The sequence below is a fragment of the Methylocystis sp. sgz306128 genome, from assembly GCF_056032725.1.
The window spans coordinates 78,033-90,732 of sequence record NZ_JBVYWO010000003.1 but is presented as its reverse complement, the minus strand read 5'-3'; the positions used below and the strand labels follow the sequence as shown (position 1 = coordinate 90,732).

Annotated in this window: 9 protein-coding genes; 8 read left to right on the top strand and 1 reads right to left on the bottom strand. The window is 57.2% G+C overall.

Annotated features, from left to right (window positions below):
* Positions 1–83: 83 nt before the first annotated feature.
* The gene (locus AC0N03_RS06440; protein WP_474287791.1) at positions 84–1,595 is read left to right on the top strand and encodes a malonate--CoA ligase; all 1,512 of its coding nucleotides are present in this window, start codon (positions 84–86) and stop codon (positions 1,593–1,595) included.
* On the opposite strand, the gene AC0N03_RS06435 is transcribed toward AC0N03_RS06440, so the two are convergent.
* Positions 1,574–2,599, bottom strand: a complete 1,026-nt coding sequence (locus tag AC0N03_RS06435; RefSeq protein WP_474287790.1) for a LysR family transcriptional regulator — start codon at positions 2,597–2,599, stop codon at positions 1,574–1,576. The genes AC0N03_RS06440 and AC0N03_RS06435 overlap by 22 nt on opposite strands.
* Before the next feature lie 299 nt (positions 2,600–2,898).
* On the opposite strand from AC0N03_RS06435, the gene chvE reads away from it, so the two are divergent.
* The 7 genes from chvE (at position 2,899) to pyrC (ending at position 12,685) form a co-directional block, all read left to right on the top strand.
* The gene (gene chvE, locus AC0N03_RS06430) at positions 2,899–3,969 is read left to right on the top strand and encodes a multiple monosaccharide ABC transporter substrate-binding protein (RefSeq protein WP_474287789.1); all 1,071 of its coding nucleotides are present in this window, start codon (positions 2,899–2,901) and stop codon (positions 3,967–3,969) included.
* A 123-nt stretch (positions 3,970–4,092) separates the two neighbouring features.
* Positions 4,093–5,640, top strand: a complete 1,548-nt coding sequence (gene mmsA, locus AC0N03_RS06425; protein WP_474287788.1) for a multiple monosaccharide ABC transporter ATP-binding protein — start codon at positions 4,093–4,095, stop codon at positions 5,638–5,640.
* A gap of 53 nt (positions 5,641–5,693) precedes the next feature.
* Entirely contained in the window at positions 5,694–6,863 is a 1,170-nt protein-coding gene (gene mmsB / locus AC0N03_RS06420) for a multiple monosaccharide ABC transporter permease (protein WP_474288106.1), read from the top strand.
* Positions 6,864–7,261: 398 nt separating this feature from the next.
* Positions 7,262–8,503 (top strand): porin, encoded by a 1,242-nt coding sequence (locus AC0N03_RS06415; protein WP_474287787.1) that lies wholly within the window; start codon positions 7,262–7,264, stop codon positions 8,501–8,503.
* A gap of 535 nt (positions 8,504–9,038) precedes the next feature.
* Positions 9,039–10,349, top strand: a complete 1,311-nt coding sequence (locus tag AC0N03_RS06410) for a porin (RefSeq protein WP_474287786.1) — start codon at positions 9,039–9,041, stop codon at positions 10,347–10,349.
* A 123-nt stretch (positions 10,350–10,472) separates the two neighbouring features.
* Positions 10,473–11,420 carry an aspartate carbamoyltransferase catalytic subunit gene (locus AC0N03_RS06405; protein WP_474287785.1) on the top strand — a complete coding sequence of 316 codons (948 nt, stop codon included), beginning with the start codon at positions 10,473–10,475 and terminating at the stop codon, positions 11,418–11,420.
* Positions 11,417–12,685 (top strand): dihydroorotase, encoded by a 1,269-nt coding sequence (gene pyrC / locus AC0N03_RS06400; protein ID WP_474287784.1) that lies wholly within the window; start codon positions 11,417–11,419, stop codon positions 12,683–12,685. The genes AC0N03_RS06405 and pyrC overlap by 4 nt, the downstream gene beginning before the upstream one ends.
* Positions 12,686–12,700: the final 15 nt, after the last annotated feature.

Sequence of the window (12,700 nt, the reverse complement as noted above, 5' to 3'; positions counted from 1 at the left end):
CCTTTGGCAGGGCTTCATCCGGCCCGCGAATATCTGTAAAACGGCCCATATACCCCGAAGAAGCGGGTAATCAGGGAAATAACATGGCTAATCATCTCTTTGACGCGTTTCTTGAGGCTGGAACCGCACCGGAGCGGCCTTTTATCGAGACGCAATCGGGCGAGATATTGACCTATGGCGATATGCTGGCGCAATCGGCGCGGCTGGCGAACGCGCTTGTTGCCGAGGGCGCGAAGCCGGGTGACCGGGTGAATGTGCAGGTCGACAAAAGTCCGGACGCCTTGTTTCTCTATCTCGCCTGTGTGCGCGCGGGAATAGTTTTCGTGCCGCTAAATACGGCTTACACGCAGAACGAGGTCGAATATTTCCTTGCAGATTCGGAGCCGGCGATTTTCGTCACGGCGCCGGAGCGGGCGGCGCATGCCGACGGTTTTTGCGCCGCGCGGTCGATCAAGGTTCTGACCCTTGGCACGGCCGGAGATGGCTCATTGGCGGACCGGGCGCGCGGGCAAAGCGCGGACTTTGCCAATGTCGCGCGCGGGGCCGGCGATCTTGCCGCTTTGCTCTACACATCCGGCACGACCGGACGCTCAAAGGGCGCCATGCTGACTCATGACAACCTTGCCAGCAACGCCCGGGCGCTGGTCACGCATTGGCGCTTCAGCGCGGCAGATGTGCTGCTGCATGCCTTGCCGATCTTTCATACGCATGGCCTGTTTGTCGCCAGCAATGTGACGCTGATGGCGGGCTCTTCGATGATTTTTCTGAGCCGGTTCGATCCGGACGAGATTCTGCGCCTCATGCCGCGCGCCAGTGTCCTGATGGGCGTACCGACCTTTTATGTGCGCCTGTTGCAAAATCCGCAGCTCAACCGCGATGCGGCGCGGCACATGCGCCTGTTCATTTCGGGCTCGGCGCCCTTGCTGGCTGATACGCACCGGCTTTGGTCCGAGAGAACCGGCCATGCCATATTGGAGCGCTATGGCATGACCGAAACCAATATGATCACGTCCAATCCCTATGACGGCGCGCGTGTGCCGGGCGCGGTGGGCCGGCCTTTGCCCGGCGTATCGCTGCGCATCGTCAATGCCGAGTCGGGCGTGCCGGTGCCGGATGGCGAGATCGGCATGATCGAGGTGAAGGGCCCCAATGTGTTCAAGGGCTATTGGCGGATGCCGGAAAAGACTGCTGCGGAATTTCGGGCTGACGGGTTTTTCATTACCGGCGATCTTGGCCGCATCGACGCCAATGGCTATGTGCATATTGTCGGGCGAGGCAAGGATCTCGTGATCACCGGCGGCTTTAACGTCTATCCCAAGGAAGTTGAAAGCGAGATCGACGCCTTGGATGGCGTGTTTGAGAGCGCGGTGATCGGTGTGCCGCATCCTGATTTCGGCGAGGCGGTGACGGCTGTCGTTGTGCGGGCAAAGGGCTCGGTCATTTCTGAATCGCAGATTCTTGAAGCGCTGGCGCCGAAACTGGCAAAATTCAAACAGCCCAAGCGGGTGATATTCGTTGAGGAACTGCCCCGCAACACGATGGGGAAGGTGCAGAAGAATGTCCTGCAGGCGGCCTACAGGACGTTGTTTGCCTGAAGCAATTCCATTTCGGTATGCTGCCGCGCATTCGTCTCGAATTCGCGGGTGATGTAGTCGCAGAGCAAGTCTGCGGTCGGAGAGAGCCTGCGCCCGCGCAACGTGATCAGACTGTAGGGTTGCAGGAGAATTTCGCGGTCCAGCGGCAGGATGTCGATGGAACCGGCCAGCCCGTCCTGACGGGTGATGAAATTGGCGACATCAATGGCAATGGGAGCGATCGAGTCGGATTGCGCCACCATGACCAGCGTCAGCAGCAGGGATGACGTGTTCAGCACATTTTCGGGCAGGGGGATCTGATGCGCCAGAAACATGGCCTCGATGGTCCGGCGCAGGAGCGAGCCGCCCGGCTGAAACACCCAGTCGAACCGGTTGATCTGATCGAGGCGGACCTGTGAATTGACCATGAGCGGATGATTTTTCCGCACGATCAGACAGGCTTTTTCGATGCCGATCACGCGGCTTTCAAACAGGCGCGGATTAAGATCGTCCGGAATGCGCGCCAGCATGAAATCAAGCCGCGAAGCCAGCAGCTCCTTGGCCAGCGTATTGCTCGTTTCCACCTGCACGCTGATCTGAACCCGCGGATAATGTGCGCGCAATTTGCGGATGGCCGGTCCGGCAATGGAAATGGCGGGAGCGGTGACGGTGCCCATGGCGACGAAACCGCCTTTGCCGGCTTTGAGATCCGCGATTTCGCGCTCGGTTTCGCGCAGTTCAAGCAGGATGGTGCGGGCATGTCGGGCAAAGGCCTGTCCGAACGGGGTAAGGCCGATGCCGCGCGGCAGGCGCTCGCACAATTGCACATTGAGAATGCCCTCCATCTCGGAGAGCATGCGCGAGGCAGCCGGCTGCGTGATGTTGAGCAACGAGGCGGCTGCGCCGATCTGCAACGTATCGGCCAGCGCCACGATCATGCGCATATGCCCAAGCTTGATGCGGTGGCGCAGCAGGGCATCGGAATCGAACAGGGGAAGGGAATCCGGCTCAGGCCTGGTGAACATGCTTCTTTCCGTCGGCGGGAATGACGCTGGCCGTCGATATGCAGATCAGCGCGGTTAATTCTCTTGGATCGTTCTAAAAAAGCATATCAGAATTGATATGGCAAGCGACGCAATGGGCATTTGACAATCGTCAGGATAAAAGCCAGCTTCGTTTCCGAGTGTTGCCTGCGTCAAGTTGTCCAGCCCGGGGGTTTTTATGCGGTTGGGCGACATGCTAGCCTGTAAGGCTGAAATTGCGCGGCAGCTCCATAATCGGGCGCGGAGGTAAAATCTGTGTCCAATAAGCAGGGAGAGCATATATGAAGGGTTTCAAATTTATCCGGTCGGTTCTGGCTGCTGGCCTTATTGGCTTTGCTGCTCATGCCGCCGCAGCTGCCGATAAGGGTTTGATCGGCATTTCAATGCCGACGAAGTCCTCGGCGCGCTGGATCGCCGACGGCGACAACATGGTCAAGGTGTTCAAGGAAAAGGGCTATGCCACCGATCTGCAATATGCGGAAGATGACATCCCGAACCAGCTGGCCCAGATCGAGAACATGGTCACCAAGGGCGCCAAGGTGCTGGTGATCGCCGCGATCGACGGCACCACCTTGTCGGATGCACTGAAGAACGCCGCTGCCAAGGGGATCAAAGTCATTGCCTATGACCGTCTGATCCGTAACTCGGCCAATGTCGACTATTATGCAACCTTCGACAATTTCCAGGTTGGCGTGCTGCAGGCGTCCTCGATTGTTGACGCGCTCGGCCTGAAGAGCGGCAAGGGTCCGTTCAATATCGAGCTGTTCGGTGGTTCGCCGGACGACAATAACGCCTTCTTTTTCTATAATGGCGCGATGTCGGTTCTCCAGCCCTATATCGACAGCGGCAAGCTCGTTGTTCAGTCCAAGCAGATGGGCATGGACAAGGTCGGCACCCTGCGCTGGGATGGCGCTGTGGCGCAGGCCCGCATGGACAATATTCTGTCGGCCTATTACGGCAAGGGTAAGCGCGTTGATGCCGTTCTCTCGCCTTATGACGGCCTGAGCATCGGCATTCTGTCCTCGCTCAAGGGCGTTGGCTATGGTTCCAAGGACCTGCCGCTCCCCTACGTGACCGGTCAGGATTGTGAGGTTGCCTCGATCAAGTCGATTATTGCCGGCGAACAGTCGTCGTCGATCTTCAAGGACACCCGCGAGCTCGCCAAAGTGACCGTCAACATGGTCGATGCCATGCTCTCGGGTGGCAAGGTTGAGGTCAATGACACCAAGACCTACGAAAACGGCGTCAAGGTTGTGCCGTCTTATCTGCTCAAGCCGGTTCTGGTCGATATCCATAATTATAAGGATGTTCTGATCGGCAGCGGCTATTACAAGGCCGATCAGCTCAAGTAACAGCCTTCAGGCACAAGAGCCCGGCATGGGTCGCCATGCCGGGCTTTTTCTGCAACAATGCCCCGGGTCGCAGCCTTGACGCGCGACGGCGGGGGCAAACCAGCTAAAATTCGAGGGAACGTGATGAGCATCATTCTCGAAATGCGCGGCATCACCAAGACATTTCCGGGCGTGAAAGCGCTTGAAAATGTCAATCTGAAAGTGCGCCAGGGCGAGATCCATGCACTCGTCGGTGAAAATGGTGCCGGAAAATCCACGCTCATGAAGGTTTTGAGCGGCGTCTATCCACATGGCACCTATGACGGGGATATTCTCTATCAGGGCGAAGTGCGCCGCTTTCGTAATATTTCCGACAGCGAAGAGCTGGGAATTATCATCATCCATCAGGAACTGGCGCTTGTGCCGCTGCTCTCGATTGCCGAAAATATCTTCCTTGGCAATGAGCAGGCCCGAAACGGCATTATCAACTGGGCCGATGTTCACCGCAAAACGCGGGATCTGCTGGCCAAGGTCGGGCTCAGGGAACCACCTTCGACCCTGATCACCAATATCGGCGTCGGCAAGCAGCAGCTTGTCGAGATTGCCAAGGCGCTGTCCAAGGAAGTGAAGCTGCTCATTCTCGATGAGCCGACGGCCAGCCTGAACGAGAGTGATTCAAACGCTCTGCTCGAGTTGCTGCTTGAATTCAAGGCGCAGGGCATTTCGTCCATCCTGATTTCGCACAAGCTCAATGAAATCTCCAAAGTGGCGGATTCCATTACGGTGCTGCGCGACGGCGCAACTGTCGAAACGCTTGACTGCCGCGAGGAGGCCGTGAGCGAAGACCGGATCATCCGCGGCATGGTCGGGCGCGAGATGGCCGACCGCTATCCGAAACGTACTCCGCAGATCGGAGAGCCGATCTTTGAAGTGCGCGACTGGCAGGTCTATCACCCCATCCATTCAGACCGCCGGATGATCAAGAAGGTGAGTTTCAATGTGCGCCGGGGCGAGATCGTCGGCATTTCCGGCCTTATGGGCGCCGGACGCACCGAACTGGCGATGAGCATCTTCGGGCGGTCCTATGGCCAGAAAATCAGCGGCACTGTGACGCTGCATGGCAAGGAGATCGATGTCAGCACAGTGGAGCGGGCAGTGGCCAATGGCCTTGCCTATGTCACAGAGGACCGCAAGAACTACGGCCTCGTGCTCAATGACAACATCATGCACAATATCTCGCTGGCCAATCTCTCCGGCGTCGCCAATAACGGCGTCATTGACGAGATGCGCGAATTGCAGGTGGCGAACGAATATCGCAAGCGCCTCAACATCCGCTCATCCAGCGTCATGCAGCAGGCGGTGAACCTTTCGGGCGGCAACCAGCAGAAGGTTGTGCTGTCGAAATGGCTGTTTTCGCAGCCGCAGGTTCTCATTCTCGACGAGCCCACGCGCGGCATCGATGTCGGCGCGAAATATGAAATCTATTGCATCATCCAGCAGCTGGCCGACGAAGGTAAGGGCGTGATCGTCATTTCCTCGGAAATGCCTGAGCTGCTCGGCATCTGCGACCGCATCTATGTGATGAACGAAGGTGAATTTGTGGCTGAAATGCAGGCCAGCGACGGCAGCCAGGAGAAGATCATGCGCGCCATCATGAGGGTCGGGCAGGAAATGGGAGAGAAAGTGCTATGAGCTCTGAACAGCGGGCCGTATCTGTGGCCAAGGATGCACAGGGTGCGCCAAAGATGTCGCGCGACTTCCTGAAGAGCAATCTGCGTGATTACGCGATGCTGATGGCGCTTGTCGTCATCATGTTGTTTTTTCAGTTCATGACCGGCGGCGTGCTGCTTGAGCCGCTCAACCTCACCAATCTGGTGTTGCAGAATTCTTACATCATCATCATGGCGCTGGGCATGCTGCTCGTGATCGTCGCGGGCCATATCGACCTTTCTGTCGGCTCGGTTGTCGGCTTCATCGGCGCGCTCGCTGCGGTGATGATCGTCGATTACAAGATCGACACGGCGCTGACGGTGCTGATCTGCCTCGTGTTCGGCGGGCTCATTGGTGCGGCGCAGGGTTATTTCGTCGCCTTTTTCCGCATTCCCTCGTTTATCGTGACGCTGGCGGGGATGCTGGTGTTCAAGGGCCTCTCGCTCTATTTCCTCAACGGGCGTTCGGTCGGGCCGTTCCCGCCCGCGTTCCAGCATATGAGCAATGGTTTCGTACCAGATTTTCTGTCGGCATTCGCGCCCTCTGCCGGACCGCTCAATATAGCTGCGCTGGGGATCGGCGGCCTCACGGCGCTGGCGCTGGTCTATTCCAATATCATGGAGCGCCGCCAGCATCAGAAGCACGGCTATGAAAATGAGCCGGCTCTGGTCTTCCATGTCAAGAATGCACTGACCATTGTCGTGATTCTCTATCTCTCCTGGCTCATGGCTTCCTATCGTGGCCTGCCGAATGTGCTCGTGATTATGGCGATCCTGATCGCGCTCTATACATTCGTCACCACGCGCACGACCATCGGCCGCCGTATCTACGCGCTGGGGGGCAATGAGAAGGCAGCGCGCCTTTCCGGCATCAAGACCGAGCGGCTCACCTTCTATACATTCGTCAATATGGGTGTTCTGGCTGCGCTTGCGGGCATGATTTTCGCAGCGCGCCTGAATACGGCGACGCCCAAGGCGGGCGCCGGCTTTGAGCTTGACGTCATTGCCGCCTGCTTCATCGGCGGGGCGTCCGCTTCCGGCGGCGTGGGCAAAGTGATCGGCGCTGTGATTGGCGCCTTCGTCATGGGGGTGATGAACAACGGCATGTCGATCCTGGGCGTCGGGATTGACCTGCAGCAGGTCATCAAGGGGCTTGTGCTGCTCGCGGCCGTGTTCTTTGATGTTTATAACAAGACAAAATCCTGATAAATCCTGTAAATTCAATATAAAGGCCCGGCTTATGCCGGGCTTTTTTATTTTTCGGCACATATTTTCCGACAATGCTATGAAATGAAATTCATTGAATATCCAATATATTGAATTATTCCAACTCATCATATTTTTTATGAATAAATCTCATTTATAGTTGTATCATAATTGCAACAATATTTGTAAAATTGATTATTTGTTGAAGTATTGTATCAATTAATGATTGCCTGAATCATCAAACTCAATATTTTGTATCCAGTCTGCAATGATCAACATGCAGTTTGAAATATAGATATTGTCTATATTTCATTTAAACAATCGTGGCGCTGAACCAGACGTGTTTTTGCCTGCAAAAATACATTTGCAATTCAGCGCATATGAACTGGAGATATAAAATGACTCTTACCAAGAGCCTTCTGATCGGTTCGGCTGCCGTTATCGTGGCTGCTGCATCCGCTCAGGCTGCTGACCTTCCCTCGAAGAAGGCTGCGCCTGCGCAATATGTCAAGATTTGCGACGCTGCCGGCGCCGGTTATTTCTACATTCCGGGTTCAGACACCTGCCTGAAAATCTCGGGCTATGTGGAATTTGACGCACGCGGCCAGAACATCAAGTCAAGCAATGCGGCTTATCGTTCGGCCAACGCGTTCGATATGTCGGTTGATACTGAAATCGACCTCGACACCGTTACCAAGACCTCGTACGGCGACCTGACCACCCATATCGGCTATGAAGCCGACTCGGGCGCTGCCAATTCCTACAACGGTCAGGCTTCGGCTTATATCGACACCGCCTATCTCAACTTCGCCGGCCTGACGGCTGGCCGCAAGGAGACGATCTTCAACCATATCGAAAGCGGCTATAACCACGCCATGTTCAACCCTGACTTCAAGTCGGTTGGTCTGTGGTATACCGCATCTTTCGGTGGCGGCTTCTCGGCGACGATCGGTATTGAGGATTCAACCCTGAATCGCGCGGCTACCCCGGTTTATCTTTACACCGCTAATGGCGGCCGTGCACCGGACGTGACGGGCGAGATCTCGGTCAAGCAGGGCTGGGGCGAAGCTGGCATCGACGCGGGCTATCACAACGCTTCTTATTATAACGCCGCCAACAAGACGGCTTCCGGTTGGGGCGCTGGCGCTTACACCAAGATCAACCTGCCGATGTTGGCCGCTGGTGATTTCATCGGCTTCCAGGCAAACTTTGAGCAGAATGCCCTCGCATGGGGCGGCTTCACCCGCTCGAGCCAGCGCTTCGGGCTTGGCAACGACGCTTCGGGTGTAGCGATTTCGCAGGTGGACTTTGTTGATGGCCATCGTCAGACCGGTTGGAACGTGATTGCCGATCTGTCGCATAACTGGACCCCGACTGTGTCGACCACCATCGGCGGCAGCTATGGCGAGGTTCGTTACGCCAGCAATTCCACTCTGACTGCGGCAATGCCTTATAATTACAATGCGTGGGCTGTCGGTCAGGTCACCAAGTGGAGCCCGGTCAAGGGTCTCGAGTTTGGCATCGACACCACCTATATCCGTTATGAAGACAAGTTGAATGCGACTCAGGCTGCTGCCAACAAGGGTGCGACCAAGTCCGACGACTTCCAGGTGGACTTCCGCATCATTCGCTCCTTCTGATAAAAGGCGCGTCTGATTGCCTCCCGGAAGGCCCCGGTTCGCCGGGGCCTTTTGTTTTTGGTCAGGCGCCAGTGATTCGAAAAATCCATCAGGCTGTCTGTGGTGCTCTGATTTGCCGATTGCTGACCGACGATCGCAGCCTTCCGCATGTGTCATGACAAACATGTGTCAAATCTGTGAAACTATCTTTAATCGTCCCGAATGCGACAAAAAGCCTGCGTCAATTCGCCAGCCTGTTGTTTTTACAAATTATTTACGATTGACCTCATCATGGGGCAATGTGACTCCGGCTTGTCGTGAAGCCGTGACTTTTCTGCAACATGGCCTGAAAAAGGCAGCCTGATGGCCGTCTTTGCCCTATTTCATGGTTGCGACGCAGAGGCACTTGAAGCAATGTTCGACAGCGAGCGGGGGGACCCGTTCCAGTTTGGGGCTTGGCCTATATTATTTTTGAATAAGTAATTGGGGATGAGGACATTCTCTCTCGGGGGGATGAAAACAGGTTCCGAAATTTATTTTAACTGGAGGTTTTTTTATGACTCTCACCAAGAGCATTCTTCTCGGATCGGCTGCCGCTCTCGTGGCTGCTGTTTCCGCGCATGCTGCTGACCTTCCTTCGAAGAAGGCTGCACCGGCTCAGTACGTCAAGGTTTGCGACGCTGCTGGCGCTGGCTATTTCTACATTCCCGGTTCGGACACCTGCCTGAAGGTCGGCGGCTACGTTGAAGTCGACGCTCGCGGCCAGAACATCAAGTCCTCGAATGCGCTGTACCGTTCGGCCAATGCTTTCGATATCTCGACCGACGTTGAAATCACTGTCGACACCGTCACCAAGACCTCCTACGGCGACCTGACCACCCACATCGGCTATGAAGCTGACTCGGGTGCTTCGAACTCGTTCAACGGCAATCTGTCGGCTTACATTGACACCGCTTACCTGACCTTCGCCGGCCTGACCGCCGGTCGCAAGGAAACCATCTTCAACCATGTTGAATCTGGCTACAACCATGCCATGTTCAACCCGGACTTCAAGGCCAACGGCCTGTGGTACACAGCAGCCTTCGGCGGCGGCTTCTCGGCGACCATCGGTATTGAAGATTCGGTCGGCAACCGCGCTGGCGTGCCTGTTTTGGAAGATAACGGCTTCTTGCAGCCGACTGTTAACGGTGGCCGCGCTCCGGACGTCGTGGGCGAACTGGCTGTCAAGCAGGGTTGGGGTGAAGCAGGCATCGATGCCGGCTATCACAATGCCCAGTACTACAGCATCATTAGTCAGAGCAACAAGACCGCCAATGGTTGGGGTGTTGGTGCTTACACCAAGATCAACCTGCCGATGCTGGCTGCTGGCGACGTGCTCGGCCTTCAGGCTAACTATGAGCAGAATGCTTTGGCATGGGGCGGGTTTACACGTTCCAACCAGCGTTTTGGCGGGTTTAACGACGCCAACTTCGAGGGAACCACCAATTCGCAGGTGGATTATGTCGACGGTCATCGTCAGACCGGCTGGAACGTGATTGTCGACCTCGTGCACAACTGGACGCCGACGGTCTCGACCGCTATCGGCGGCAGCTATGGTCAGGTGCGCTATGCTAATAACAGTACATTGTTCAGCGGCGTTGCTGTAAATCCGTCTGTTACTCCTGTGACCTTTGTCGGCGGTGCGTTCAATTATAATGTCTGGGCTATCGGTCAGGTGACCAAATGGACCCCGGTCAAGGGTCTCGAATTTGGTATCGACACCACCTACATCCGCTATGAGGACAAGGTGTCGAATCTCTCCGAGTTCGTCGGGGCTACCAAGTCTGACGACTTCCAGGTCGACTTCCGCGTGATCCGCTCCTTCTGATCTGAAGAGCGAAGCGTAAGCTTTGAGAGGCCCCGGTTTTCCGGGGCCTTTTTCTTTGCAAATTGTGCATCCGCATTTGTCACGGCTTGCGGCGGCTCTGCACTGTCTTTATAGATCGGGGCTATGAGCCGTCCGCAATTTTCCCATCGTCATCTTCTGTCCATCGAGGGCCTGTCGCGCCCGGATATCGAATTGCTGCTCGATATGGCCGATGATGCCGTCGAAGTGTCCCGCAAGGTCGAAAAAAAGCGGGCCGTGCTGCGCGGGCGCACGCAGATCAATCTGTTTTTTGAAAACAGCACCCGGACGCAGGCTTCGTTTGAGCTGGCCGGCAAGCGGCTTGGCGCGGATGTGATGAATATGTCGGTTGCCAATTCCTCGGTCAAAAAGGGCGAGACGCTGATCGATACGGCCATGACGCTGAACGCCATGCGGCCCGATCTGATCGTCGTGCGCCATTCGGCGGCGGGCGCCGTGCATCTGCTGGCACGCAAGGTCGATTGCTCCGTCATCAATGCCGGGGACGGTGCGCATGAGCATCCGACGCAGGCTTTGCTCGATGCGCTCACCATCCGGCGCAACAAGGGGCGTATCGGCGGGCTGAATGTCGTGATCTGCGGCGACATTCTGCATTCGCGCGTGGCGCGTTCCAACATCATTCTGCTCAATGCGCTGGGCGCGCGCGTGCGCGTCGTCGGGCCTTCGACGCTTTTGCCTGCAGGCATAGGCGAGCTGGGCGTCGAGGTTTTTCAGGATATGAACAAGGCCTTGTTCGATGCCGATATCATCATGATGCTGCGCCTGCAGCGCGAGCGCATGAATGGCGCTTTTGTGCCGTCCAGCCGCGAATATTTCCGGTTCTGGGGGCTTTCGGCGGAAAGGCTGGCGCTGGCAAAGCCAGATGCGCTGGTCATGCACCCCGGCCCGATGAACCGGGGTGTCGAGATTGCATCCGATGTCGCCGATGGCGCGCAGAGCCTCATCCGCGAGCAGGTGGAAATGGGCGTTGCCGTTCGCATGGCGGTTCTTGAGGCCCTGAGCCAGCACCTGCCCGGCGGAGGCATCGCATGATCACGCTCGTCAATGCCCGCTTTCCGGATGGCAGCCAGGGCGGCGTGCTGGTGCGCGACGGTCTGATCACGGATTTCGGCCCGCATATCAACGCCGCCAGCATGGCCGACGATCTGCAACTGATGGATTGCCGCGGCGATCTTGTTGCTCCGGGGCTTATCGACATGCAGGCCTTCACCGGCGAGCCCGGTTCGGAATATCGCGAGACATTGGCCTCCGCCAGCCGTGCGGCGCTGACCGGCGGTGTGACCTCGCTGCTCTCCATGCCCAATACCGAGCCCTGCGTCGATGATCCCGCCATTGTCGATTATGTGCTGCGCCGCGCCCATGACCATGCCGCCATGCGCATTTACCCCGCCGGTGCCCTCACGAAGGGGCTGGAGGGGCGGGAAATCGCAGAGATCGGTCTGCTCAAGGAGGCCGGGGCGATAGCCTTCACCGATGGCAACAGAAGCATCCAGCGCGCGGGCGTGCTGCGCCGCGCCATGACCTATGCCCGCGATTTCGATGCGCTGGTGCTGCATTTTGCACAGGATGAATCGCTGCGCGGCGACGGTGTGATGGGCGAGGGCGAATGGGCCACCCGTCTTGGCCTGACTGGCATGCCATGGGAAGCGGAAACCATCCTGCTCGAACGCGACATGCGCCTCGTCGAGCTGACCGGTGCGCGCTATCATGCCATGTGCGTCACCAACCCGAAATCGCTTGAGGTGATCGCCCGGGCCAAAGAGGCCGGCCTGCCGGTGACCTGCGGTGTGTCCATCAATCATCTCACGCTCAATGAAAACGACATCGGCGGCTATCGCACCTTCCTCAAGATCAATCCGCCCCTGCCCACCGAGGAGGTGCGCCAGCAGCTCGTCGCCGCTCTGGCCTCGGGGCTGATCGATGTGATCGTATCCGATCACGATCCGCAGGATGTTGAAACCAAGCGTCTGCCCTTTGCTGAGGCGGCCTTTGGCGCTATCGGGCTGGAAACCATGCTTTCCGCCGGATTGCGGCTGGTCAATTCCGGAGATCTGAGCCTGACGCGCCTGTTCGAGGCCATGTCCGACGCGCCGGCGCGCATTCTCAGCTTGCCACAGGGGCGTCTGGCCAAGGGCGCGCCCGCAGATCTTATCCGTCTGGATATGGATGAGCCCTATGTCGTCGATGCGCTCCGGCTGCATTCGCGCGCCAAGAATTCGCCCTTCGATGAAGCCCGCCTGCAGGGTGTTGTGCGCATGGCGATGGTGGGCGGGCAGGTTGTTCATCAGGCCTTATGATGGGCGCGGCCGTAG